This window comes from Gluconobacter japonicus (genome assembly GCF_002723975.1).
GTDB lineage: Bacteria > Pseudomonadota > Alphaproteobacteria > Acetobacterales > Acetobacteraceae > Gluconobacter > Gluconobacter japonicus.
Genome location: NZ_BEWO01000033.1, coordinates 1 through 24,995 on the forward strand (window position 1 = coordinate 1; position 24,995 = coordinate 24,995).

Sequence of the window (24,995 nt, forward strand, 5' to 3'; positions counted from 1 at the left end):
TATTTGACTGGTCTTCCGCGGGTTATCTGTCCTGGAATGCAGGGCTTTATCCCTTTCTCTTCCAGGGCGTCCCTGAACCAGTCGGCGTCGTAACCCCGGTCCGCCAGCATCCATTGTGCGGCAGGAAGACTGTCCAGCAGAGCAGCGGCACCGGTATAATCGCTGATCTGCCCCGCCGGCATGAAAAAGCTCAGCGATCGTCCGTTCTGATCCGTGATCGCATGCAGCTTCGTATTCATGCCACCTTTTGTCCGTCCGATCAGACGGCCTGGATCCCCTTTTTTAGCCGCAGGCTTGAAGCCGTGCGGTGTGCTTTGAGATACGTCGCATCAATCATGATCGTCTGAGGCTCGGCTTTCGCAGCAGACAGGCCATCCATCATCCGCATGAAAATGCCCATGTCGCCCCAGCGCTTCCAGCGATTATAGAGCGTCTTGTGTGGACCGTATTCCCGGGGTGCATCACGCCAGCGCAGGCCATTGCGGTTCACAAAGATGATGCCGCTCAGCACACGGCGATCATCAACGCGGGGTCTGCCGTGGCTCCTGAGAAAGAACGGTCGCAGACGCTCCATTTGTTCGTCCGTCAGCCAAAACAGATCGCTCATCTTCAGTCTCCTCACAGAGCCTGAATCAGAGTTCCGTAATCAAATCAATGGGTCCTGAGCCTAGGGCCTGTTAGGCCTTGATATAGTCTGCTGTAGCGGCGATGAGGATGACGGAAAGAAAGGATGCGGCTGTCTTTTCGTATCGGGTCGCGACAGCCCGCCACTCCTTGAGCCTTGCCCACAGGTTTTCGACCAGATGTCGGTGTCTGTAAGCCCATTTTGGACAGGCGACTTCTGCATCATTCCTCCTTGGCGGGATGACAGGACGAGATCCCCGGTTCCAGAGATATTCGCGGAATTTATGCGAGGCATATCCACGGTCACAGACGACATAGGTCGGTGGGTATGGCAGATCGTCGAGCAAGGAATAAGCGGATGGCAGTTCGTGTGCCTGCCCGGGCGACAGTGTGAAGGACAGCGCCCTGCCATGTCCATCTGCGGCTACGCAGACCTTGGTGCCAAAGCCTCCACGTGAGCGGCCAAATGCCTCACGATCCCTGAGGCATCCTCTGCATCCCCCTTTTTGGCGGCCCCAGCCGCCTTGTGATGGGCACGGATCGTCGTGCCATCGAGAAAAACCATGCCGAGGGCCTGATCTTTGCCTTTGACTTTTTCAAAGAGGCGCTGCCACACCCCAAGCTTCGACCAGCGAATGAACAACTGTGCGGCAATCCACCAGGGACCAAATTCAGATGGCAGAGCGCGCCATTTTGCACCGTTCTGATGGCGCCAGAAGATCGCAGATATCGTCCGTCGAAGGTTCTTCGGTGGGGTCTTGCCCTTCGGACGGACTTCCTCGATCAAAGGCTCCCAGACGGACCATGCGGTATCAGAAAAGACAGACTGCATCATGCTCATCATAAACAGCTATGCAGTCCGTTCTGGCATTCAAGGTCTAACAGGCCCTAGAACGGATCAGCGCCGTCGCCTGGCAAGCCAGAACATGAAATCCTCATTCTGCTCAAATCGCAGAGCAAACGCCATCCCAAGAATCGTCAATCAGCACACCAAAAAACAAAAATCAGGCAAAAGCAAAATGAATCAGCAATTCTTCGATCCCTCCAAGTCGTTGCAATCAAATTGATATAAATCATACAGCGCATAGATATTCTCTATGACCGTCAACGTTTCTTGATGTTGTCCGTGATTATATAAATCATCTGCGAGAGCAAGAAGAGCATCTAGTTCTGGAGACATGTTATGAAACTCTCACTGTGTCAAAACGTCTTCTAACGAAACGTTGAGAAATTTTTTGCCACACAATGCGTTAAATTATCGTCAATGCAAGGCTCGTCGAGTTGAAATATGGCTTCTTTTTGTTGTTTGCAAAGGTTTGAAATAAATGAAAAATTTGACTGAAATCATTGCAAGAAAAGTATTTTTTGCTCGCTCCAATGCAGGATTAGAAATTAAAGATTTGTCAAAAATGACAAATATATGCCCTAAGGCTCTTATTTCAATTGAATCTGGACAGTATAGACCAACACCTAAAGAACTGATGCGCTTAATATCCGCACTAGAAATAAACCCTAGTAACCTTCTTTCCTAGGCTCATGACCCATTGATTTGATTACGGAACTCTGATTCAGGCTCTGTGAGGAGACTGAAGATGAGCGATCTGTTTTGGCTGACGGATGAACAGATGGATCGTCTGCGGCCCTTTTTCCCAAAGAGCCACGGCAGACCGCGCGTTGATGATCGCCGTGTGCTGAGCGGCATCATTTTTGTGAACCGCAATGGCCTGCGCTGGCGTGACGCACCCCGGGAATACGGTCCGCACAAGACGCTCTATAATCGCTGGAAGCGCTGGGGCGACATGGGCATTTTCATGCGGATGATGGATGGCCTGTCTGCTGCGAAAGCCGAGCCCCGGACCATCATGATTGATGCGACGTATCTCGAAGCGCACCGCACGGCTTCAAGCCTGCGGCTAAAAAAGGGGATCCAGGCCGTCTGATCGGACGGACAAAAGGTGGCATGAATACGAAGCTGCATGCGATCACGGATCAGAACGGACGATCGCTGAGCTTTTTCATGCCGGCGGGGCAGATCAGCGATTATACCGGTGCCGCTGCTCTGCTGGACAGTCTTCCTGCCGCACAATGGATGCTGGCGGACCGGGGTTACGACGCCGACTGGTTCAGGGACGCCCTGGAAGAGAAAGGGATAAAGCCCTGCATTCCAGGACAGATAACCCGCGGAAGACCAGTCAAATACGATAAGAGAAAATATAAACGCCGTAATCGCATCGAGATTATGTTCGGAAGGCTCAAGGACTGGCGGCGGGTCGCAACCCGCTATGACAGATGCCCTACCGTCTTCTTCTCCGCCATCTGCCTCACTGTAACCGTCATGTTCTGCCTACGAGGCCTGAGCCTAGTCATCCAGAGAATTATAGTTTCCATCTGCTCAAAACGCAGAGATGGAACCACAATTAGCCTGCCAAAGCTCAGAAAGTAGGCGTCAGGCGCATCAACAGGTGGAGAGCTGCGACATTCTGGCCTTTTCCAGAATGAATTTGAGCAACTCTATATTAGTTTTGGTAAGTATCCTCGACCTCACTGCTACAATCCTTTCAAGATCCTCTTCCCGCAACTCTTCCTTGAGGACTGAGCTGAGAATAAACTTGTCCTCCTCTGACGGGTTAGAGAGACCAAGACATGCTGAGAGATCTTTAAACGCTTTGTTGGTTACATCTATTATTTTTACATGCTTAGGCACTCCGTTCCTGGATTTATTTCGCCACTGTCTTTGTATATCTGCAATCTGCTTCAGGAGGTGATTGGGGGAAACATAAACTGGTGTCATGGTCTTTTCAATGAGAAGACTCCACTGGGGAAAAGCGCGTACCAATTCATGGCGTTCAAGAAGTCGTCTGCCATCATCTCCAGAGACGGAAAAGCAGTCAGAGGTGACTGTTGCACGGAAATAGACCGGTCTGCCATCAAGTAGGCCCGTTTCATGCATAACAGGCCTGCTCATTTCTAATGCTCCAGGAATAAACCTTATCTGAACTGGCGAGAGAGGTCGGTTCCTGTAATAGGCTACAAGGTCAAAGATATCGGTAGACGTCACGTATCAGACTCCAACTAGTGCCATAGTCGACTGACCTGTTACGTGAGTAAAATTAACATTTCCAACTGAGGATAGAAAACTGACATGGTTCGTTCCCGTCATAATGATCTCTGAACCAGTTCCACCCTTAATATAGGCATTGTCATCGTGGTATGAAACAGACAAATCAGAAGATGAATTTATACCCTTTAAAAGAATAAGACCATTACTATTCACAAAATCATTTATTGTCATTTTTGATACAGAATTCATATCAATATCAATGGTTGTATAACTATTTTCTGTAAGATTGGCTGTTAAATTCCCAGATTTGAGATGCACGAGATTATCATTAACAGAAGCTGCATTAAATATCTGATCTGATGTAACGGTAATGGCGTTATTCGTTGACGCCGTCCCTATAACGGCAACCGTTTTACTACCATTTGAAACTGAAAAATTTTCATCCCCTACGTTTTGCAAAAGATTAATGGATCCAACCTGCGTATTAAGGAGGGTAAGAGAACCATGATCACCTGAAACTATTGCATTCCCGTCGCTATAATAGACTTGAAGATCACTAAAATCTGACAAGTGCGTTGCGAGAATTTCACCATTGGCTGTCGTAAACCCGTCGACAATGGAAGCTGCATCACCTGAAAAGTCTTGCTTGAGGACTGTGTAGCTGTTGTCATTTAGAATAGCGGAGAGTAAACCTCCACTTATGTCGACAGTCCTGACACCAGATCCTGCTGTGAATGTCTCAGACTTTCCTTCCGACACGGAAATGACAGCAGGTGTCGGCGTGGATAGAACTGCGAGCGCATTGGAGCCAGCCATCTGCGAGAAGTTTGTGTCCCCGACATCCGACACAAAAGATACTTTGTCTGTATTATGGATGACCATATTCCCGGGATTTCCGGCTTCGGTGACGATAGCATTGCCATTTTCATAGGAGACCTGTACGTCCGTGAGGCTTTTCAGACCCGTCAGTAGAACTAGGCCGTTGGCGATGTTGAAGCCATTCAGATCCACATGAGAATTTGCGGACATGTCTTCAAAAAGTTTGGTATATCCTGTTGAAAAATTGGCTGTCAGGCTCGCATTGCCAACCATGATACTGTGTAAGCCCTCATCTGACGCATAAACAGCTCCGTTCTTGCTGTCGGAAGACACTTGGACAGACACATTTCCGGAGTCTGTCGAAGAGTAGCTGATGCCGTAGCCTAGGCTATTTTTTACGGAAATCCGTCCGGACAGGCCGGCAGCGGTGAGGATAGCTTCCCCATTGTCATAAGTCGTCGTTAAATCCGCAGCGGAATCTAGTCCAGTGAGAACCAGTGAGTCGGACAAATCCTGCAGACCCGTCACAGTAGCTTGAGCGGCAGCGAGGTTGATAATGGCGGATGTCTGACCGGCCCCCATGGCGATGGTCGAAAAACCTGCCTTCTGGTTGATGGAAGTATTGCCTCTGCCCGAGCTGGCTGAATAGTCAAGCGTACCCCCTGCCATTTCAATAGACGATATTCCCGTGCTAACCGTGATGGTTGCTCTGGCGCTGTCAGCAATGGACAGCGAGGAGGACGAAGAAAGTATAACACCAGCACTCGATGCGTCGACCATGGACAGGGATGACCCGGCCCCTACCGTAATGGAACTGGCCGTTCCTCTGAGAATTGCCCCCGCAGCTAGGTTATCTACGACCGTATTGTATGCTCCTTCGAGCGTCGCTTGGCCTACTCCGCTAAGTGTTGGATTACCGCCCGAACCAGTCAGAGTAAACTTTCCTGCGGTGACAGAAATGGACAGTGCCGTATCCTGCATATCCAGACTTCCATCTACCTCACTGGTATAGATGCCCGTACTGGCATAGCCCTTGTAAAAAAGTGATGTCGTGCCTTTGATTTCTGATACGGCGTCCTTGAAATCTAGGGAAAGCGTCGCAGTATCGTCTCTTAGTGCCTGCACGTCGACACCCAAGGATTTCAAGATGGCAGAAAGCTGCGCCGCAGTTCCTGTGGCTGTCAATATGCGCCCGTCCTGCGAGAGTGCTCCCCCTGTGGCAAAAAGACTGAGATCTGAACCACCAGAAAGAGACAGAGTCATGGTCGCCAAAGTATCCGTGGAGGCGGTAAAAAATTGCGGATAGTCATATAGGACACTGTGACCGGTATCGACAGAGACAGAGGGTCGGATGCCAGACATCATCATGTCCGCACCTGACTGTGCAATTGTCTGTAAATTGCTTTCGGAGTTTGTCGAGTTTGTGGTAACCGTCGAGAGATAGGACGCTACAGAATTAAGGCTCTCAGTATTAGATGCATTCGCGTCAAATGTATTTAAATTGGCATCAAGATTGTAGTTTTCGACAATGAACTGAGAAGGCATGGCTCCATCTTTTTGAAGGCGGGCGATCATGACCTTGGTTTGCTCAAGGTAATCGGTCTGAACAGTATCGGTCATGCCCGTTCCAAAAGGGGAAATGATGACAGAGCTACGCAAACCTTCAGATGTAGCCCACCGAATCTCTGATTCCACGAAATTAATATAGGTATCGGGATCCTGCCCCATCGCCTTGAACCAATTAGATGTGAACTGGTTAAAGAAACCGGGGGGGCTATCAAAGGATAATCCCCCTCCGTACAAAGCTGCCTCACGCGCTGTTGTCCAGTATGAGGATGTAGCGAAGTCCTGAGAATAGTCTGCCATCAAACCGTTATTGGTGAAAATGGGAGCCATGTTCATCACGCCGTAGCCACGAGCGGCATCAGTATAATCCTTCCACGAAGAAAGATCATTATCCGTCCAGCGATAGCCATCATGGACGTTCACGTTACCTTCGGAAGGAAAATAGCCATATTTTTGGTAAAGGTAATACATAGGAGCCTTCTGGGCGCCCGTGAAATAACTTTCAGAGAAAGAGCCGCCTCCCGTAAATGCCGTAGAGGACGTAATATTCAGGGAGGAGACAGCGGAAGTAGCAAATGAAGTAATACCGTTGGCCGCTAGGTTGGCAGACGTGTCTGCCGTTAACGATTCTAACGTCAGGGTAACACTTGTACCTGCGGAAATCTGGTAGTACTCATCGTCATCCGTCGAAACGTACCCATGGGAATTTGGCCCGGTCATTTGAGATGTGTACCCAGGCTGACCAGGGAAAGCAGTGACAACATATTCTTGCCCATTCTGCCCTCTGAACAGGGTACCCACTGCAATTTTCTGGGTGACGGAACCTGAATTGGTTACACTGACAGTACCAGTGGCATAACCGCTAGACATACCAAACTCGGCAACACCAGGAGCAGTTTTCGATGCCGGAAGACTTGCTGTCAGAGCAGCCATTCTGTTGCTAGCAACCATAGCGTAAATACCGTTGCCATGACCGTAGAGACCAACACCTTCTGAAATCATTTCACTATAAATCGCCGGTGTTAGCATAGCCTGCATGTTAGCAGCCGATCCAAGAAAAACAGTAGATGTTTTTTTAATAATGTCACTCATAAATAATCCTAAAGCAAATTATGAATGACTTTCATATTTATGAAAAATTAAAGTCAGGTTAATAGAATTATTTATTTAAATAATTTGTATTAAAGTAAAAATATTAATATTATTAATAATATAATAAATCATTACTATGAAACTTGTCTTTCTCCAATTCAATATATTGGTATAAATACTAGACTAGAGAAACCGAACGGCCATAATCTTCGTCACTATAAGCGTCAGGTTTAGAAATGTTCACTCTTAATTTTCTGAACCAACTCTACAAACTAAACCGTTTCTGGTAGCGTTGTGCTTACAACAGAAATAGAATTTATCCGACGAATTTCTGTAAAGACTAACACCCAAAAATCGGATCGATGTTGATTTCTAGCATAGGATGCCATTGTTGCACGGTCCGCTGCAATAAATGAGGCTTTCTCTCCATAGTCTTTCATCAACTCCACTGCGGAATCATGGATATTTTTCGGAATTTCCATATTATTATTTTTTCCAAAATTATGGGAATAAGTAACACTATCTTCAATTCTATGATTGGATCCTGTAACGCGCCATAATCCATAGTTGAAATCAATATTTTCTTTTATTGGCAAACCTAAAACTGCTCCAATTTTTTCAGCTTTTTCCCAATCCACCGGATTCATGGCGCACCTTCAATGACGTCTTCCGACTAATATGTGCTAAGATTCTTATCAAATCTTTAACAAGATTTATTTTCCGTTGAAGGGTTCGAAGAACCGTTGATTGAAGACCTTTCTGCCTGATTTTGGGCTCGTAGGCTGGTATTGAAGGCTCTGGATGGTGATTTTCGTTGTGCGTTTTGAGCAGAGAGAGGGCTGCATGCTCTGGGCTCAGGCCTCGTAGGCAGAACATGACGGTTACAGTGAGGCAGATGGCGGAGAAGAAGACGGTAGGGCATCTGTCATAGCGGGTTGCGACCCGCCGCCAGTCCTTGAGCCTTCCGAACATAATCTCGATGCGATTACGGCGTTTATATTTTCTCTTATCGTATTTGACTGGTCTTCCGCGGGTTATCTGTCCTGGAATGCAGGGCTTTATCCCTTTCTCTTCCAGGGCGTCCCTGAACCAGTCGGCGTCGTAACCCCGGTCCGCCAGCATCCATTGTGCGGCAGGAAGACTGTCCAGCAGAGCAGCGGCACCGGTATAATCGCTGATCTGCCCCGCCGGCATGAAAAAGCTCAGCGATCGTCCGTTCTGATCCGTGATCGCATGCAGCTTCGTATTCATGCCACCTTTTGTCCGTCCGATCAGACGGCCTGGATCCCCTTTTTTAGCCGCAGGCTTGAAGCCGTGCGGTGTGCTTTGAGATACGTCGCATCAATCATGATCGTCTGAGGCTCGGCTTTCGCAGCAGACAGGCCATCCATCATCCGCATGAAAATGCCCATGTCGCCCCAGCGCTTCCAGCGATTATAGAGCGTCTTGTGCGGACCGTATTCCCGGGGTGTATCACGCCAGCGCAGGCCGTTCCGATGCACAAAGATGATGCCGCTCAGCACGCGGCGGTCATCAACGCGGGGTCTGCCGTGGCTCTTTGGGAAAAAGGGCCGCAGACGCTCCATCTGTTCATCCGTCAGCCAAAACAAGTCGCTCATCTCCAGTCTCCTCGCAGAGCCTGAATCAGATTTCCACAATCAAATCAATGGGTCATGAGCCTAGATTGCTACGCGGCGGCGTTAATCCGCTCCAGGAGGAGAAAGCGGCGCATATTATAGACGATGTTGGCCCACCCTCCTCATGGTGGCTCGCGTTATGCCCACGGTGCGAATGAACAGCGCAACGCTATTTCAGGTCTGGATGAACCAGGGAATCAAGAGTTCTTCCATCCCTGCAGTACCTTGAACTCTCCACTATCCCCGTAAGAGCCGGCTTCCGGATCAGTCAGCACGCACCATCGCTGCTCCGGTCCACAGCGGGTCAAATCCTGCAGCATCCCGGCCTGTTTCCAGTCCTGTTCCCGCTGCTCCATATGCCGTAGCTCTTCCGACAGCACAGCTTTGCGGTCCTCCAGCTGAACCAGACGCCCCTGCTGCCACAGCAGGATTCCGGACGTGATCAGCCACAGACCGCCTCCCAGCCCCAGCACCCCTGCCACAATCCGCAGAAACAGCCCCCAGGTGGCGTAATGGACCAGACGCTCCAGAGCCTGCACGGCGCGGCTCGTCTGCAGCGGCAGATGATTCAGTTCGGAGCGCAGTCCTGAGAGGGTCAGCCGTACACTTTCCGTCCCGCTTGCCAGCATGTCCTCCAGACCGCGCCGCACTTCCGTCTGCGTGGCCTGACGCATATCCCGCCTCCAGCGTTCATGTGCGGTACGTTGCTCCTGACGCTCCCGCGCCAGAGCCTCCCTCTCCCGCTTCAGGTCCTGCAGCATCTCCCCGGACAGGGCCTGCTGACGCTCAGCCATCTCCAGCAGACCAAAGATCCGCCGTTCCGTTTCACTTACCATGGTGTCCGATCCCTCTCCGACTGATACGGAATGCTACGCAGGCTCTGCAGCTTCCGGCGTTCCTCCAGCATCCGGCGCTGCTGTCGCATCCTGTCCAGAACACTCTGTTCATGGGCAGACAAAGCCGCATACAGCGCCCGGGACGCCTCCACATTCTGCCGCACCACAGTCCTGAACCACGCTTCACCCTTCCTGACCGGATCCAGACGCTCCCAGTCCCGCAGAACCCTCTGCCGGAGCGGGTCATCCTGCTGCAGGGCACGGGCACAGTCAGACAGACCCCGCTTCACCTGTTCAGACACGGCCTGTCCGGGAACCAGACCATGAACGGCCTGAGCGTAGGCCTGCCAGGACTTCCCCCAGTCCTGGCACCAGCGTTCGGCCTGCACGGCCAGCGCCTTCTCGCGCTGCCAGTCCCCATATACTTTCCGGACTTCAGCCCGTCCCTTTTGCAGAAACTCAGGAGACAGAAGATCAGGGTGTTCCGGATCTGGTGCCTGCGCGGGTTGGGATGGGACAGAACCCTCTTTTCCGGCCCCGGAGGCCATTCCATTTTCTGAAACATCCCCTCCACGTCGTCTGGGAGATACGGCGTCTTCATCCCGGACAGGATAATCCAGCGTGGTATCCTTCAGCCGTTCGCGGGAAAGCCTCGCCACCAGCCCCTCCCGGCTGCCCACATCATCCCGGCTCCAGTGGACGGACACACTGTCCCGGTGCCGCGAGAGCGCCACGTAAGCCCCATGCCGGTCCATGCTTCCCGTCGCCAGCACATGCGCCCGGTCCACCGTCACGCCCTGTGCCTTGTGGATGGTCGCCGCATAACCATGATCCAGCGCGTCATATTCCCAAGTCCGTACGGCCACGGTCCGTCCAGTGCCCGTACCGTCCGGTCCGTCAAGCTGTACGGACAGGAGGACCCTGTCCTCCTCCATCCCGAACAGTCCCCGCACCGTCCCCAGCGTTCCGTTCTTCACGCCCAGATGCCGGTCATTGCGCAGAAAATACAGCCGGTCCCCTTGCGCAAACTGCCGCTCTCCCTGAGTGGTCATCACCGCAAGCTCAACATCCGCCTCGAGCTCGCCACGCTCCTGACGAATCCTGCGCGCCGCCTCATTGAGGGCGCGGACATCCACCCGCCGATGCGCCAGCATGATCGCGCTCTCTCCGGGATGCGCCTGACGTTCGGTGTCCCAGTCCGCCACCACACCGGACAGTGCCTCTTCCTGCGTCTGATGGTCCTGTACCAGGCCGGCTGTTTCATAACGCTCCAGTGCTGATCCTGTCCGGCCTGTCGCCAGCTCCTTCGTGGCCTCCTGCTGCCACTTTGCATGCTGCCGACGCACTGTCGTGATCTCCACCGATCCGGCCCGTTCGACCACCGCCCGGAAGGCTCCGCCCGCCTCGATCGCCTGCAACTGCTCGGGATCACCCACCAGCACCACCTTGGCCCCGGCTTCGCGGACGACAGACAGCACCCGCTCCATCTGACGTGACCCCACCATGCCGGCCTCATCAACCACCAGCACGTCCCCACGTTCCAGACGATCCTCTTCCTGAGCCCAGGAATATTCCAAAGACGCCAGCGTCCGGCTCACAATCCCGGATCCACTTTCCAGTCCTTCCGCAGCAATCCCCGACAGCGCCGCCCCCCGTACCCGGTACCCGGCCTGTTCCCAGGCCTTGCGGGCTACACCGAGCATGGTGCTCTTGCCCGTTCCGGCATAGCCCACCACGACAGACAGATCGCGGGACTTCGTCACCTCTCCCACCGCGAGAGCCTGTTCCTCCCCAAGCCCGGGCACGCGCATGGCAGCCTGCCGGATCCGCAGGGACATGGCATGGCCCTGTGTCTGCCCAAGCGTCACAGACATCTCTGCCAGCCGCTGCTCCACTGCAACCATGTCGCGCGTACTGAACCGCTCCTGACCGCGTCCGTCCTTTCCGAGCGCCAGCAGCTCCGGACAGGCTTCCACTTTCGCCATCACCTGAACGAACTGCTCCGGATCCGCCGTGTTCCGGTCCACAAACCGGGCCAGGTCCTGACGGGTAAACGTGCTCTGCTGCCGGGTCAGGGTTTCCAGCACCAGAAAGGGCTCAGCCAGCAGCCGGTCACCATTACGGCGTGCAATCCCGAGATGGTCCGAAACACGCTCACTCTGTTCACCACGTACCCTCCGCCGGAAAGCCGCAGCACCGATTTTGTGCTGCGGTTCAAGAGCGATCCCCCGGGCTGCGTTCGAGCGATGATCAACGCTCAGATCCAGATCATGCTCCGCCAGACAGGTATTGACCTGCTCGGCCCAACGCTGCCGCCAGACGGCCAAGAGGGTCGGCCTGTTCCACTCGCGCCTTTTGAGACCGAACCCGGTCCGTTTCTGTGCGCTGTCCGGCCCGGAAACTTCTTCGACATCCCGCAGAGAAAGCATGACATGGGCGTGGGGCCGAAGCAGTCCGTCTTCCTCTCCGATATCCCAGTGAACATTGAGATCGGCCACCATACCGCGAGCGACAAACTGTTCGCGCACAAAGTCCTGCGCCAGGGCAATGACCGCATGCTTTGGCAGCTCTCTGGGCAGGGCAAATTCCACTTCCCGCGCCAGCTGGGCATCCCTGCGGGTTTCAGCCCGCTCAACCTCGTTCCACAGAACCGAACGGTCTTTCCAGCGATCCGGAGCAGCAGTCGGAAGAAGGATTTCCGAATGCACGACACCGGTCTTGTTCGTGAAATCATGCGTCCTCTGCAGGCGGTCGTCTTCGAGCCGGGACGCAGAGCGGTAAGCCGCCGCAGCAACGGCACTCCGACCGGTCGCACGGCTGATCAGTTTGACCGAGAGGTGATAGATCGCCATGGCGTCAGCGGGTCAGTTCGAAAAAGCGCACGTCATGCAATGACGTATAAGCGCGCACTCGCTAACGAAACGTAAACGGTTGGTCGGTCATAAGAGAGACGTGACGGGCGGCGCACTGCGCCGCAGGCATGCAGGACAACCTTACGGAACGGAACAGGGACATGCGCAGACCGCGGGATATTGATGCCGAACTGAAAGCCCTTCAGGAAAAAGCGAAACAGCTCAGAACACAGCGGACCGTCCAGCTGGGAGAGCTGGTCGAGGCAACGGGAGCGGACACGCTGGCCGTCGAGGCTCTGGCGGGGATTCTGCTGGCAGCCGTCGAGCAGGCCACGGACAAACCGGAAGCTGTCGCGAGGTGGAGCGAACGTGGACACGCCTTCTTTCAGGCAGGCGGAAAGAAGCACAGCCGGAAGGGCACGGAAAACGCTCAGAACGCAGCTTCTGACGCTTGAGAAACGGATTGGCAGGCAGAACGTCCTGATTGCCCGGCATCAGGCACGAAAGGTACGGAGCGACATGCGGGACTGGGTAAGGGAACGGCGGGAACGGACCCGGCATCTTATCGAACTCGGGGGGCTGGTGCAGAAGGCCGGTCTGGTCGATCTGACCGCCGATGACAGGGCCACACTGCTCGGAGCTTTTCTGGAGCTGGCAGAGCAGCTTCAGGGATATGAAAACCAGTCTGCCGCCGATCTGAAAACACGCTGGCGACGACGGGGGCTGAACCGCTTCCGCACGGAGCGTGAAGACGATGAAGGAAACGGGTTATGATCTTTCAGAACGAAAGCCGGAAGTCGCGGGGGAAAAATGCTGTATGATCCAGATTCTGACTGTCTGCATGCTGCCGGTCAGCCTGATCGGACTGGCCATTCTGATCCCATGGCTGCTGAAACGGCTGGAAGGTCTTTACGCAGATCAGAAAGGAAAAACGTCTTCCTCAGCTCCGCTCCCGAACACTGATCTCGTTCTGACGGAACTGATGACCTCATGCCCGTCACAGTCCCATCATCATGACAGTGCCCATCATACTCCGGCGATAATGTCCGATCCGGGCTCATCCGGATCGGACTGGTCGTCGTTCTGAGAGACATCGGGATGATCTTCCGGAGCCGGTGTAATCAGACGGCTGTGATGGGACCGGGATAGGCCTGTACGAGCGGATCATGGGTCAATAGCAGAAGCCCCTCCACCGTCGCCTGGGCCACGAGGATGCGGTCAAAAGGATCCCGGTGCACATCAGGAAGCTGCCCGACCGCAAGGGCATGCTGACCGGTGACGAGCAGTTCCGCGTAGCCGTTTTCGATCAGACCGCGTCGCAGCAGATGGGGGTCAATCTGGAAGTCTGCACGTCCCAGTCCTGCCTTGATGGTGACTTCCCACAGGCTGGCAGCACTGAACACCAGATCATTGTCCTGATCTTCCATCAGGGATCTTGCACGCACTGACAGCCTGTCCGGCTCTCCGGCAGCCCAGAGCAGAAGATGGGTATCCAGAAGCAGCTTCATGCCGGACCGTCGAACAGGGAAATGACATCTTCCTGGCCCATGCGATCAAAGTCTTCCGGAACCCGGATCTGTCCGGCCAGAAAACCCAGACGGCGCTTCTGTGTCTCTTCGGGAGCTGTAATCGGACTGACACGCACCATGGGCCGGCCGGCTTTGGCGATGATGAAGCTCTCACCTTTCATGGCGGCCTCGATCAGCCGGGACAGATGGGTCTTGGCTTCGTGAATGTTGACAGTGCGCATGGCAGAACCCCCTGATCCGGACCATAAAGACTTAGTCATATTGGTCTAGCTTATCAAGTGAGACATTTGTGTATCCGGTATCAGGATACCACATTCTTAAACCGACAGATTAGGCCACACTATTTTGCGGTCCAGTCAAGCGGTAGAGAAATCCTCTATTTTACTAATTCCAGCAGCTTCCGGAGATTGTCTGCAGTCCAAGGCTTGCCTCCATGGGTCCGCAGATCCTGGGCATTCAGCAGATCTGCCTTCTTCGGCCATGACAGATCCTCCTGCCCGGCCAGAGCCTTCAGAATATCCTGTCGATGCTTCGGCCGGGACTGCACATGCGCCTTTTCCTTCTGTCGCCATGCCTTGAAATGCGCCTGCGGATCGAAAAGCTTCCCATCCATGAGTAGCGGATCCGGCGTCAGTGCGAGACATCGCTCTATCGGTATGCCCTGCCGCAGAGCCGGCTGCGGGCGCCAGCCCTGGGCGGCTGTGAAGTCCACGCTCAGGAACGTCGCCTGAGACGAGCACTCACGCACCAGATTCTCCAGAATCTTCAGGCTCTCCGGCGTCGCCCTGTCGGGAGCAAGCTCCAGCAAGGCAACCTCTTTCTCCAGAACACCGTGTACTTCGCGCACATACTGCCGGATCAGATCCCGCTGATAACGTATGGTCCGGCTCTGTTTTGCGGCAGCATTAATATCTGACGAGAGCCGGTCAAATCCGGCCCAGGGCACTGGACGGGTCCAAGTCAGGGCCACATAGGATTTTTTCAGAGGCATGCGGAAAATCCCGACGGTTTGGCATTTCCGGAACAGGTCATGGGAAAACCGTCTCCGGAACAGACAACACAGGGCCATATCATGGCCCGACCGACCGAAAGAAACCAGATCATGCGTACCTCCCTGACCCATCCGCTGATGATCGACAGTTTTCGGCTTGCCGACGGAAAAGTGGGCATGACCCTCTGTCCGGGCCGCAAGGGACCATCCCTTTCTGGCCCGAACTGGGACCGGGATCTTCAGGCCGATATCCTGCGCCTGAAGCTCTGGCGAACGGACATCGTGATTTCCCTGACGCCTCAGGACGAGATGGACCACCTGGACGTCGGCGACATGAAAGCCGCCATGGAAGGGGCCGGTCTGCTCTGGTTCCACCTGCCCATCCCCGACACCGGTATTCCGGATACCCGGTGGACACAGCACTGGCGCCGGATCTCCCCGGCCCTGCACCAACGTCTGGAAGCTGGCGGCCAGATCGTCATCCATTGCCGTGCCGGTCTAGAACGGACGGCCCTGGTGGCAGCCCTGCTTCAGTGTGAGCGCGGCGAAAGTATTAGCTATGCCCTGGAGCAGGTCGCAAAAGCCCGGAAAGGCGCCGGCCCACTTCCCCGTCAGAAAGCCTGGCTGGAAGAACAGCGTCAGGAAAGCGACCGGAACCACAAGCTGTTCCGGGCCTGTCTGTTTGGTGGCGCCATCGGCGACGCGCTGGGAGCGGAAATGGAATTCTGGTCCCTGGACCGTATCCGGCAGACCTTTCCACACGGCGTTGACCGCATCCTGCCCCATGACGGCCGTCCAGTTGCCATAACCGATGATACGCAGATGACCTTGTTTACAGCCGAAGGTCTGATCCGGGCCGATGTGCGCGGGAGCCTGAAAGGCATCTGCCATCCTCCGGGTGTCGTGCACCATGCCCTGCTGCGCTGGCTGACAACACAGGGAGGGAACCCGCAGATCCATGACTGGACCGGTCTGGTCAGTGACCCGCGAATGCACCGCCGCCGCGCTCCGGGAACAACCTGTCTGTCTTCCCTGAGATCCGCAAAACATCTCGGTGACTTTGCCCGAAATGATAGCAAGGGCTGCGGAACCATCATGCGGGTCGCGCCCGTCGCCCTCTACGGAGGCGTTCATTGCGATACCCTGGCCGATGACTGTTCCCATCTGACCCACGCACATCCGACAGGCCGTAACGCCGCCCGGGCTCAGGCGTATATTCTGGCGCAGCTGCTGAACGGAACACCGCTGGAAGAAGCGGTCCGGTCACTACAGACCCTGCGCCTGGACGACGCCACACAGGCTGCCGTGGAGCGGGCCTGGACTACTGCGCCTGATGGACGCCCCGAAACGGTCGAGATGCTGGGTCAGGGATGGGTGGCCGAAGAAGCCCTGTCCATCGCCCTCTACGCCGCTCGCGTCGCCACCGGCTTCGAAGAGGGACTGCGCATCGCCGTAACGCATTCCGGAGACAGCGACAGTACGGCCGCCATCGCCGGCAATCTTCTGGGACTGATGTTTCCTGACGAGGTTCTGGCCCATCCCTGGCGGACGCAGATCGAATGCGCCGATCTTATCAACCGTCTGGCCGGTGACCTCTGCGATACCCGTCATCACAACACGGGCGAGCGTTTTGCCTTGGCCATGTGGGAATTCTATCCGGGTGGTTGAGACTGAAGACTATTGCGCCAGCAAGAGGAAAGAGATTTCCCTCGAAAATGTCTTGCTGTCCTCAGCCTGTGTCCGTTCTGGACACAGGCCAGCACTGAAGGCCTCACTGTAACAAGGCCTGAAACGTAGGGACAGAGCGAGCTGTCTGCCTTCAGATCTACGGCGTCTTCACGGCGCATCTACGGCGTTCGCACGGCGTCACCACGGCGTAAATACGGCATGGAAAAGAGTGCCTTCATAGACCATTGCACCGTTGGTGCGGGAAAGCAGTGCCAATCTGTTAGACCCTCCTCCTTTTTAAACGAAAGGGTGCGGTTACTAACGATACCCTTTGCGGCCCTGCTCCCAGACATGACGTGATCCAGGCGGCCACGGTTTCGAGCTGAGCAGGGAGCGCCGTGACACTCTAAGTGCGGCAACAAGCGCCGAAGGCCGTCCAGTCGACGTGATAGACGCACAACGTGGTGGGATACCATGCGCAAGGGCTAAAATGGTCTGATGCGGCCTGAAGCGAAGCGGGAGGTTCTCGGAAGGCGGGCAGGATAAGGGTCATGCTGAGGGCCACCACGACCAAGGGGAGGGCTTCCGTATAGACCGCGTATCAGATTACCGACATCAGATGTCGGAGGCGGGAATAGTGAGATGCTGAAGCTTAGACGATATCCAGTACGTGCGAATACGCTTTCGTGTTGGGTGTTCAGGACCAGGAAGGCCAACCGAGTTGCCTTTCGTTTGCTGTGGCCCATTAAGGACTTTGGCACGAACTAACCACTTATCTACAACAACTCTCTTTATTAAATGAGCAACGTCTTCCGTATATTCATCCATACTTGGATTATTACCATAGCCTTCAGGTAATAATTCATAGCCGTAAGCGCCGCTTTTTAGATTTCTTTTCTTATACGGCACGTAATGAGAATTATTATGTGCTATAAGATAGAAGCTATCTTCTGATGTATTTTCCATAAATTCTAGCTCACTTGTTCACAAGGAGCCTAACCATCTATGCGATGAAAATTGGCAGAGCAATATCTTTTTGTAGGCTGAATCAAGACAATGCCGTAGCCCTATCGCGCCTACCGGTTTCGGTCGAGGCATTCTCAGACACCAAGAAGCGTATAAGAGGCCTCACGCCACCTTCCTCGGCCATCACAGAATGTCAGCGCTCACGAACGGCGTCAGGCGTGAGTTTTGCCTGTAGGGTCATGGCCGCAATCATACCCGATCGGCTTTCGCGGGAGGCTCTGGCGAGAGCGTCCAGCCGTTCCAGAACCCGCCGTGGAAGGGAGATGTTCGCCCGCTCCACCCGGTCATCGAGGATGGCCGGATCAATGGTAACAATACCGACGGTCCAGCCCTGATAGTCCGGGTTGCTCTGGATGGCATCGAGGGTGCTGGGAGACGGAACCGCTTCTCCCGCGTCCAGAGTGGCGTCGATCCATGCCGCTGCGGCTTCTTCCGCGCTGGACATGGCTTCGTCGAGTGTGTCGCCTGCCGAAAAGCAGCCGGGAAGGTCAGGAAAGACAACGCCGAAAGCCGTTGTCTCGCTGCCCCGTTCGATAACAACCGGATAGCGCATGATGATCCTCCTAGAGACCTGCTTGCTTGCGGATGGCGGCGACTAGTCCGATGCCTAGATCCTTCTTAGGATGAGGCACGACCACGATCCCCGGCCGGGATGGATGTTTGAAGACATTGTGTGAACCGCGCACGCGATCCAGCGTCCAGCCTGCTTTTTCCAGCTCTCGGATCAGAACGGCGCTTTTCATTTACACATTATACACACGCTAGGAGTTCTGTTCAACAAAAACCGGCTTCTGCCATCCCTCGAACACCTTGTGGTCATGGTCGCAGGTGATGCCTGTCTTCCGATGCTTTTCCTACCATGCAATTTCTTGGCGTACGTTTTCGAACAAAAGCTCATCGCTCTCCAAAGGGTAGCGTTAGTAACCGCACCCTTTCGTTCAGAAAGGGGAAAGGTCTAACAGATTGGCACCCCTCTCCCGCACCAACGGTGCAATGGTCTATGAAGAGACCCGTTTGAACGCCTCGGAGTTGCCTCGCTACTGCCTCGTATAGGCCTCACAATGGCCTCGAACCCGCTTCGAAGAGGCCACGAAGCGGTCTCATTCTGAGAACCGCACTCTCGGAATAGTGAAGGCTATCAGGAGGGCAGCAACGTCTTCCCTGTGTCCAAATTGGACACGAGGAAGACACTGAACATCCACAGAAGCCGTCAAACATACAGGATGGTCTCTGTAGCAGAGCAATCATCCTGACAACATTTGCGCGTGTCAGCTGCTCACTTTCCTATTCTGGGCCACGGCTTCTAGAGAGAGTTTGAAGGATCTGTCTGCTGAGTGCCTTTCAAAGACATGACGCGATATTGCGCCAGTCTGGACATGACTGGTCCAGTGACTAGACCCAGACCGATGGTCAGCCCAGCAGCAGGGAGGAGCATGACAAGCAGTCCTTGCATCAGCGGATCCACAACACTCTTCCTTCTTCAAGTCAGGACTCACATCCTGTTCTTCAAGTCAGGACTCACATCCTGTTTTCACCGTCTGAATAAGGGTGCGTTCAAATCTCGACAACGAGTGCGTCGTCAAATCCCGGAACCGAAAACAGGGGTCCGGCCGGGTTGGCGACAACACAGGTCCCGCTGGCATGACGGTGCTCCTGCCGGGTATGGATATGACCATAGATCCACAAAGCAATCCGGAAGCGTTCCATAAGGCCGGACAGATCAGAGGCGAACAGCCCGGCTCCTGACTGACGTCGCAGGCTTTCCGGCAAACACGCTGCCAAAGGCGCATGATGGGTGACCACCACGACCGGCAACCCGGACGACGTCTCTGACAGACACTGCTCCAGCCGGGCACGATGGGCATGATGCAGGGCCGTTTCATCACCATGCGTGATGAAACCCTCACCACAAGGCCGCAGAACCCCCTCACCTGTTGTCTGCTCCGGATCCACTGGGACAGGAGCCAGAGCCCCATCCGCCCAGAGTGTGATGCCTGTGAACCGGATCCCGGCCAGAACGACCTCTGTTCCGTCCAGCAGATGGACGGTTGTTCCGGCTGTCGCCCCTCTCAGACGCTCCTGCGCCTGCTCCGGGGTCATCCCCCAGGCTTCATGGTTACCGGCGACGAACACAGCCGGACGGCCGCCTGCCAGACGGTTAAGCGTTGCCACGGCTTTTTCCGGTTCGCCCCGCCAGAGATCGCCTGCCGCCACCAGCACATCGAACTCCGGACGAGCCGGATCATAGCGGTCCGGAAACGGTACAGTCTCAAGATGGAGATCAGACAGAACCCACAGGCGGGTCATAGCCTTGAACCCTATTGGTCCAGGATTACTGATTCTGCCCGGTTTTGGCCGCGTCGGGCGTCTTGTCCGTTCCCCACTGGCTCACATCATGGGCTGCTTTTCTGGTCCAGGCGGCAGTGTCATGCGCCGCATCTTTCGTTCCGGCTTTTGTGGCCTTCCAGCCTTTCTCACTTTCCCGGCCAGTCCAGTGTGCAGCCTTGGTTGTGGCGTCCTTCGTGGCATCCCATCCTTTGACGCTTTTCTTTTTGGTCCAGCGGGTCGCATCAGAGGCATCCTGACGCACGGTGGTCCAGGACTGCCGGACGCTGCGGCACAGATCGGTTTCACAGGGTTTCTCAGAGATCTCAGCTGCCAGAGCGGCAGAAGACAGAGTCATGCCCGCCAGGAGCATGGCAAACGACGTACGGAACCGGATCGACATCAGGAAACTCCCTGTTTGTGAAAGAGATCAGAGTGACACTCTGCAAAGTTTCGGACAAGGACCGCCTCAGACCCGGTTGGTAAAGCGGTCTCCGGCTTCAACAGGCCGGATGGGAATGTCGACGTCCCGTTGATAGATGTCAGAGCGAAGAAAGCGAACCTCCTCTTCAACCTCTTCAGGCGGTCTGTCGATGAACCAGGCTTTGGGTCGGCCGTCAGAACCATCGTTCCAACGGTAGCCACGGGCCTTGAGCGTATCCTTGAGCTCAAAGGGCGCATATTCGGCCCACAGACGCGTCCAGACCGTCCTGGCCCGTTCCAGCAGGAGAGAGAGGGCGGAGCGGTTCTCCGGGAAGCCTGTGTGACCCAGAAGGGCAATGGCAGCTTGACAGTCATCCACGGCGCGATGCCCGTCAAAGAAAAATCCGGCCTGGAGACCCAGATGCCCCAGTTTGCGTCCTTCAAAGCCTGCCTGATCCCAGGGAATGTCTTCCATGGAACAGGCCCAGGGTTTGTTCACAAAGGCCGGGCAGAAGCGTTCGAGAAAAGGACGGTCAAATGCTGCGTTATGAGCAATCACCAGACTGGCATCCGAGGCGAAGGCCGCGACCTCGTCGGGCGAGATGGTGTGTCCAGCCAGGCGTTCGGGTGTCAGTCCTGTCAGATCCTGAACAAAGGCAGGCACGGGAATGGAAGGTTCCCGCAGTCGGCTGAAAGCTGGCAGGGTTCCAAGAAGAAGACCATCGATGCGGTAAATGAACGGGACCATGCCGATTTCGATGATTTCGTCCTGACGGGGATCAAGGCCGGTGGTTTCCAGATCAACGAACAGGCCGGTACGTAGTCCCCTGCCCTCGGGTTTATGACCCAGAACGGAAGGATGCAGACGCCTGAGCACCCGATAATCTTCTGAAGCCTCCAGGCGATTAGCCAGAGCTTCTAAAGCACGATCAGAAGGGAGAGAGTTATCCACAAGCATTCGGGTTTCAAATAGTTTTAAATGTTTTAAAGAGTTTTAGGAAAAAAAATTCCGATTTTATTGTTTTTTTTCAATTATTTGCAAAGAAAGACGGTTCCTAAAAGACGGAGTTTGGTTCCTAAAAGACGGAAACGGGTCCCTAAAAGACGGAGTTTGGTTCCTAAAAGACGGAATTTTCACAGGAGAGCGGGGCAGATTAAGGTTTCCTGCTTTTAAAGCTGCTGCTTCTCCGTCTATTAGGAACCCAAAGAAGAATGCTGCTTCTCTGAACGGTACCTCATGATTAAAAGCGGTCCCTCTCGCCCACTTTCTTCGTAAAGATCATATTCAGGCAAGTCGTTCCGTTTAACAAACTCTCTAAGTTCGTATGAACATCTTTTAAAAGTTCCTTGGCTACCACTACGTTCATAAATTAACCGGAATGACCATTTAGCTTCATTTTTCCCAGCTGCCACTCTTGCCAATCTATACAAAAATCTTCCGAGACCAGGTTTTAAAAGGAAATAATCTGGATGGACGGTAAGAACTTCAGGATTTTCTGACTCTACTACTGCCGAATATAGCCAGTTAGGAAGCTCTATCTCTACAGCCATTACACGCCCAGTATCTGCATATGATATGGTCTTGTAATCGTTTATTAAACCAGATCCTGTAGTTTCTCGGATTGTACGGCCCCCCCTAGTTTTCTTTTCGCCACGGACTATTTCAAGAGAAGTTTGTTTAAGGCGCCGCAAAGCTGATTCAACTGCTTCATATTGCCTACCGCCATCAGATTGGCGACAAAATTTTAATATATCTGATACCTGAGGAGAAAAAATGCGCCCTGGCTTCTCTCCTAGTCCAGACCGATATTTGTTCATTGCTTCGGTTAAGTATGAAATACCCATCAAAATTATATCATAGTCCCAAATAGACGCCATGCCATCAGGGCCACTAGTTATACGTACATAACCATCAGGGAGATAATGTATCATTACATCATTTGCGCGTTTGTCTTTTTTAGATAGACGAAATACTGCGACATCCATAACACCACGGTTATCTTTTGTCGCAAGATCGTATAATCCGGGAACAAAAAAATCCCCTTGCTCTTGGGCAGAGGGAGCAGAACGAAAAGTTTTGCTAGAAGGATCTTTTTTAATATCCATAAGATATTCTTTCCATCCTAATTAGATATTAATATCATTTAAAAACATCTCCTTCTAAGGCTCTATAAATAGCCATATTTATAATTCCTGCACGGGCCTGCCCGGTTCTCTTAGCAATTTCGTCAACGCGCTTCAGTAGTTCTGGGGCAATCGTCAAACTGATTTGTCGCTTATGTCCTTTAGGTATGCCTTTATTGTATGCTTCTGGAGTTGAGTGTGTGAAAGTCCCACCGTCCGGTGCACCTGCAATGAATGCGTCCTCTACCGAAGGAGGCGTAGGTCTTTGGGGTCTTTTTAAGATAGCCACAATAATATCCTTATGATTCGTTTTTAATATTAAAAACGTATTCAACTAATTTTGAAAGCTCTTTACAAGCCTTTGCGTCTTTTACGGGCATCTCTGAAACAGATAATCCTGCCCCACTAGCGTTACTGAATGCTTTTCGGCGGCGGATAGGCATATCTAAATATCGAAACTGCTTCACTTCTGACACAGCAGATGCTGCTTCTGAATTATCCGATGAATATAATCCCGGATCTGCTTGGTTCATAACAGCAAAGCAGTTTAAGCCGTCTCGGACGCTGCGTGCCTCATCAATTAGCTTAGCCATATCATCGAGAGCCCATACATCGTATGAGCGTGGGGCGAATGGAACTAATAAAACATCCGATAAAATTAATGAGGCGCGTAGAGCTGTAGAATCTCTGCCTCCTGCATCTATAATGATATCATCCCATTTGTTTTTCTGCTGTTGAATTTGTCCTCGTAAAGTAGGACCGTCTGAATATTGTGCGCAGGCAATTCCAGGCTTCTGATTTGCTTCTGTGCGAATGGAAATCGCCGAGGCTGCTGTTCCTTGACGATCTCCATCGATCAACCAGACATCTCGTCCTTGAAGCGCTCTGAAAATAGCGATTTGAACTGCAAGGGTGGTTTTCCCTACGCCGCCTTTCGTATTGCCAACAGTGAGAATCATAAGACCTTCCTTTAATGTTCTTTTAATATTAAAAGAACATTTTATAAACATTTAAAATAGTTTCTAAAAATATGTTTTAGATTGACCACATTTTCCTGGCAATAGTCTGCTCCTCGTCGCCGGAGGCGTTGGCATAGATGGCGGTGGTAGAGAGCTGGGCATGGCCGAGCCATTTCTGCACGAGATTGAGTGGAATGCCGGTGGAGACGGCCGCCACGCCAAAGGCATGCCGCAGGCCCTTGGGGGAGGCGGCGGGGCCAGATAGACCAGCCTCGGCCATAACCCGGTGCACCATGCGCCAGCCGGTCATGCGGGCCACCGGCCACAGACGCAGAAAGCGGCCCCGGTCCCGACGCGCCTGCGCTTCGCGGACACCGTGCACCAGATCAAGGGCTTCGAGCAGGGCAGGGGGGACGGGCACGGCCCGATAGATTCCGTCCTGACGCTTCTTCAGACTTTCAAACACCAGCACGCCGCCGGCCAGATCCACCCGGTCGGCTGTCAGGGCCAGGGCCTCGGACAGACGGCACCCCGACCAGGCCAGGGTCATGGCGAGGGTGCGGACATCGCGCGGCGCATGCTCGGCCGCTTTCAGGAAAGCGGTGCGCTCGGAGACGGTGAGATATTTCCGCGCGCCTGATTGATCAAACAGCTGCATCCCTGCCTGCGGCGCCACGCCGCCGCCAGACGGATTCTTCCTGTTAACCCCCCGAGGTGCAGGAGCCTGCGGCTCCTGCCGGGAGCGCGAGGGCAGAGCCCTCGTTTTCACCGTCACATCGTTTGCTGTCATCCGTCCATTTCCTCTCGATAGCCCCGACGCTGCTTCATCCGCACCCAACGGACCAGCTCTTTCTGAGCGGCAACTGGATCGCCGAAACGTTCCCGCCGTTCCTGACCGGTGGTCCCCAGACGTCCCCAAGAGCGGACGAGAACAGTGCCGCCAAAGAGATCGTCCTGCAGGGTCAGACGGTAAAAGCGCCAGCAGTTGGTCGTTGGGTCAATCCGCTGCAGACGGGCGCTCTCGGGGAAGAGGCTGAACTGGCGGGGCGGAGCCGTTTGTGGAGCTTTGGGCATCAGATCCCGAAAAATGTAACAGGTCCGGATCCGAACCGTCAGGGGCTTTTTCTCCAAGGATGCGGATTTTCGGGGCTTTTTCGCCGATCGTGAGACAGAGGCGGGAAGGAGCAGTGTCCTCAGGCTCGGGACTGGAAGGCACGGGTGTTACATTATAAGTAATAGTATAACAGCCTGCACTTTCTTATCCTTAGGCTCAGGCCTCGTAGGCAGAACATGACGGTTACAGTGAGGCAGATGGCGGAGAAGAAGACGGTAGGGCCTCTGTCATAGCGGGTTGCGACCCGCCGCCAGTCCTTGAGCCTTCCGAACATAATCTCGATGCGATTACGGCGTTTATATTTTCTCTTATCGTATTTGACTGGTCTTCCGCGGGAGAGGTGGACCCC

27 protein-coding genes and 4 pseudogenes are annotated in these 24,995 nt (G+C 53.9%); 6 read left to right on the forward strand and 25 right to left on the reverse strand.

Annotated elements, in window-relative coordinates; translation table 11 throughout:
• Together GJA01_RS13670 and GJA01_RS13675 are read right to left on the reverse strand one after the other, a co-directional pair.
• Positions 1–607, reverse strand: a pseudogene (locus GJA01_RS13670) (IS5 family transposase); the annotation flags it as partial.
• A 70-nt stretch (positions 608–677) separates the two neighbouring features.
• Positions 678–1,456 (reverse strand): IS5 family transposase gene (locus GJA01_RS13675; protein WP_216634279.1). Its coding sequence is split into 2 segments (ribosomal slippage): positions 678–1,115 and positions 1,118–1,456, totalling 777 coding nucleotides; the frame shifts between segments, so codons are not numbered across the junction.
• Between the two features lie 493 nt (positions 1,457–1,949).
• Here GJA01_RS13675 and GJA01_RS13680 point away from each other — a divergent pair.
• On the forward strand, positions 1,950–2,156 hold the full coding sequence (locus GJA01_RS13680; RefSeq protein ID WP_082785160.1) for a helix-turn-helix domain-containing protein: 207 nt from the start codon (positions 1,950–1,952) through the stop codon (positions 2,154–2,156).
• A 60-nt stretch (positions 2,157–2,216) separates the two neighbouring features.
• A pseudogene (locus GJA01_RS13685) lies at positions 2,217–2,971 on the forward strand (IS5 family transposase); the annotation flags it as partial.
• A gap of 108 nt (positions 2,972–3,079) precedes the next feature.
• Here the strand turns inward: GJA01_RS13685 and GJA01_RS15160 are convergent.
• The 7 genes and pseudogenes from GJA01_RS15160 to traA form a co-directional block, all read right to left on the reverse strand.
• Positions 3,080–3,682, reverse strand: a complete 603-nt coding sequence (locus GJA01_RS15160; RefSeq protein ID WP_145993798.1) for a hypothetical protein — start codon at positions 3,680–3,682, stop codon at positions 3,080–3,082.
• Between the two features lie 3 nt (positions 3,683–3,685).
• Positions 3,686–7,162, reverse strand: coding sequence for a baseplate J/gp47 family protein (locus tag GJA01_RS13695; protein ID WP_062502429.1), 3,477 nt, complete (start codon positions 7,160–7,162; stop codon positions 3,686–3,688).
• Between the two features lie 272 nt (positions 7,163–7,434).
• Positions 7,435–7,809 (reverse strand): hypothetical protein, encoded by a 375-nt coding sequence (locus GJA01_RS15165; protein ID WP_145993799.1) that lies wholly within the window; start codon positions 7,807–7,809, stop codon positions 7,435–7,437.
• A 217-nt stretch (positions 7,810–8,026) separates the two neighbouring features.
• Positions 8,027–8,781, reverse strand: a pseudogene (locus tag GJA01_RS13700) (IS5 family transposase); the annotation flags it as partial.
• A gap of 68 nt (positions 8,782–8,849) precedes the next feature.
• Positions 8,850–8,961, reverse strand: a pseudogene (locus GJA01_RS13705) (IS5/IS1182 family transposase); the annotation flags it as partial.
• A 35-nt stretch (positions 8,962–8,996) separates the two neighbouring features.
• Entirely contained in the window at positions 8,997–9,635 is a 639-nt protein-coding gene (locus GJA01_RS13710; RefSeq protein ID WP_062502480.1) for a hypothetical protein, read from the reverse strand.
• Complete coding sequence (gene traA / locus GJA01_RS13715) at positions 9,629–12,487, reverse strand: Ti-type conjugative transfer relaxase TraA (protein WP_082785175.1); 2,859 nt, start codon at positions 12,485–12,487, stop codon at positions 9,629–9,631. Before traA ends, GJA01_RS13710 begins: the two co-directional genes overlap by 7 nt.
• Positions 12,488–12,648: 161 nt before the next feature.
• Between traA and GJA01_RS13720 the strand changes: the two genes are divergently transcribed.
• The 3 genes from GJA01_RS13720 to GJA01_RS13730 all read left to right on the forward strand — a co-directional run bounded on the left by GJA01_RS13720 (position 12,649) and on the right by GJA01_RS13730 (position 13,574).
• Positions 12,649–12,942 (forward strand): conjugal transfer protein TraD, encoded by a 294-nt coding sequence (locus GJA01_RS13720; protein WP_062502481.1) that lies wholly within the window; start codon positions 12,649–12,651, stop codon positions 12,940–12,942.
• 64 nt (positions 12,943–13,006) lie between these two features.
• On the forward strand, positions 13,007–13,261 hold the full coding sequence (locus GJA01_RS13725; RefSeq protein ID WP_062502482.1) for a conjugal transfer protein TraD: 255 nt from the start codon (positions 13,007–13,009) through the stop codon (positions 13,259–13,261).
• Positions 13,262–13,304: 43 nt separating this feature from the next.
• Complete coding sequence (locus GJA01_RS13730) at positions 13,305–13,574, forward strand: hypothetical protein (protein WP_145993800.1); 270 nt, start codon at positions 13,305–13,307, stop codon at positions 13,572–13,574.
• Positions 13,575–13,608: 34 nt separating this feature from the next.
• Here the strand turns inward: GJA01_RS13730 and GJA01_RS13735 are convergent, their stop codons facing one another.
• The 3 genes from GJA01_RS13735 to GJA01_RS13745 form a co-directional block, all read right to left on the reverse strand.
• Positions 13,609–13,995 carry a type II toxin-antitoxin system VapC family toxin gene (locus tag GJA01_RS13735; protein WP_062502484.1) on the reverse strand — a complete coding sequence of 129 codons (387 nt, stop codon included), beginning with the start codon at positions 13,993–13,995 and terminating at the stop codon, positions 13,609–13,611.
• Entirely contained in the window at positions 13,992–14,237 is a 246-nt protein-coding gene (locus GJA01_RS13740) for a type II toxin-antitoxin system Phd/YefM family antitoxin (RefSeq protein ID WP_062502485.1), read from the reverse strand. Before GJA01_RS13740 ends, GJA01_RS13735 begins: the two co-directional genes overlap by 4 nt.
• Before the next feature lie 155 nt (positions 14,238–14,392).
• Positions 14,393–15,007: a hypothetical protein gene (locus tag GJA01_RS13745; RefSeq protein ID WP_062502486.1), complete on the reverse strand. Its 615-nt coding sequence runs from the start codon at positions 15,005–15,007 to the stop codon at positions 14,393–14,395.
• A gap of 39 nt (positions 15,008–15,046) precedes the next feature.
• Between GJA01_RS13745 and GJA01_RS13750 the strand changes: the two genes are divergently transcribed.
• Positions 15,047–16,675: an ADP-ribosylglycohydrolase family protein gene (locus GJA01_RS13750; RefSeq protein WP_253783069.1), complete on the forward strand. Its 1,629-nt coding sequence runs from the start codon at positions 15,047–15,049 to the stop codon at positions 16,673–16,675.
• Between the two features lie 615 nt (positions 16,676–17,290).
• Here the strand turns inward: GJA01_RS13750 and GJA01_RS15170 are convergent.
• The 13 genes from GJA01_RS15170 to GJA01_RS13805 form a co-directional block, all read right to left on the reverse strand.
• A complete protein-coding gene (locus GJA01_RS15170; RefSeq protein ID WP_145993801.1) occupies positions 17,291–17,641 on the reverse strand; it encodes a hypothetical protein in 351 nt (116 codons plus the stop codon).
• Between the two features lie 193 nt (positions 17,642–17,834).
• Positions 17,835–18,254: a type II toxin-antitoxin system HicB family antitoxin gene (locus GJA01_RS13755; protein WP_062502376.1), complete on the reverse strand. Its 420-nt coding sequence runs from the start codon at positions 18,252–18,254 to the stop codon at positions 17,835–17,837.
• Between the two features lie 10 nt (positions 18,255–18,264).
• Complete coding sequence (locus tag GJA01_RS13760) at positions 18,265–18,444, reverse strand: type II toxin-antitoxin system HicA family toxin (protein WP_011251576.1); 180 nt, start codon at positions 18,442–18,444, stop codon at positions 18,265–18,267.
• A gap of 560 nt (positions 18,445–19,004) precedes the next feature.
• A complete protein-coding gene (locus tag GJA01_RS15345) occupies positions 19,005–19,166 on the reverse strand; it encodes a hypothetical protein (protein ID WP_156470259.1) in 162 nt (53 codons plus the stop codon).
• 89 nt (positions 19,167–19,255) lie between these two features.
• Positions 19,256–20,008, reverse strand: coding sequence for a metallophosphoesterase (locus GJA01_RS13765; protein WP_062502445.1), 753 nt, complete (start codon positions 20,006–20,008; stop codon positions 19,256–19,258).
• 25 nt (positions 20,009–20,033) lie between these two features.
• Entirely contained in the window at positions 20,034–20,429 is a 396-nt protein-coding gene (locus GJA01_RS13770; protein WP_062502446.1) for a hypothetical protein, read from the reverse strand.
• 66 nt (positions 20,430–20,495) lie between these two features.
• On the reverse strand, positions 20,496–21,407 hold the full coding sequence (locus GJA01_RS13775; RefSeq protein ID WP_062502447.1) for a 3'-5' exonuclease: 912 nt from the start codon (positions 21,405–21,407) through the stop codon (positions 20,496–20,498).
• A gap of 236 nt (positions 21,408–21,643) precedes the next feature.
• The gene (locus tag GJA01_RS13780; protein ID WP_082785170.1) at positions 21,644–22,555 is read right to left on the reverse strand and encodes a replication initiator protein A; all 912 of its coding nucleotides are present in this window, start codon (positions 22,553–22,555) and stop codon (positions 21,644–21,646) included.
• Between the two features lie 34 nt (positions 22,556–22,589).
• On the reverse strand, positions 22,590–22,907 hold the full coding sequence (locus GJA01_RS13785; protein ID WP_255312286.1) for a ribbon-helix-helix domain-containing protein: 318 nt from the start codon (positions 22,905–22,907) through the stop codon (positions 22,590–22,592).
• Entirely contained in the window at positions 22,873–23,532 is a 660-nt protein-coding gene (locus tag GJA01_RS13790) for an AAA family ATPase (RefSeq protein ID WP_010505780.1), read from the reverse strand. Before GJA01_RS13790 ends, GJA01_RS13785 begins: the two co-directional genes overlap by 35 nt.
• Before the next feature lie 76 nt (positions 23,533–23,608).
• Entirely contained in the window at positions 23,609–24,190 is a 582-nt protein-coding gene (locus GJA01_RS13795) for a tyrosine-type recombinase/integrase (protein ID WP_306417378.1), read from the reverse strand.
• 128 nt (positions 24,191–24,318) lie between these two features.
• Positions 24,319–24,606, reverse strand: a complete 288-nt coding sequence (locus GJA01_RS13800; protein WP_062502449.1) for a WGR domain-containing protein — start codon at positions 24,604–24,606, stop codon at positions 24,319–24,321.
• 152 nt (positions 24,607–24,758) lie between these two features.
• On the reverse strand, positions 24,759–24,995 hold a 237-nt coding region (locus GJA01_RS13805; protein ID WP_145993802.1), incomplete at its 5' end, for a transposase.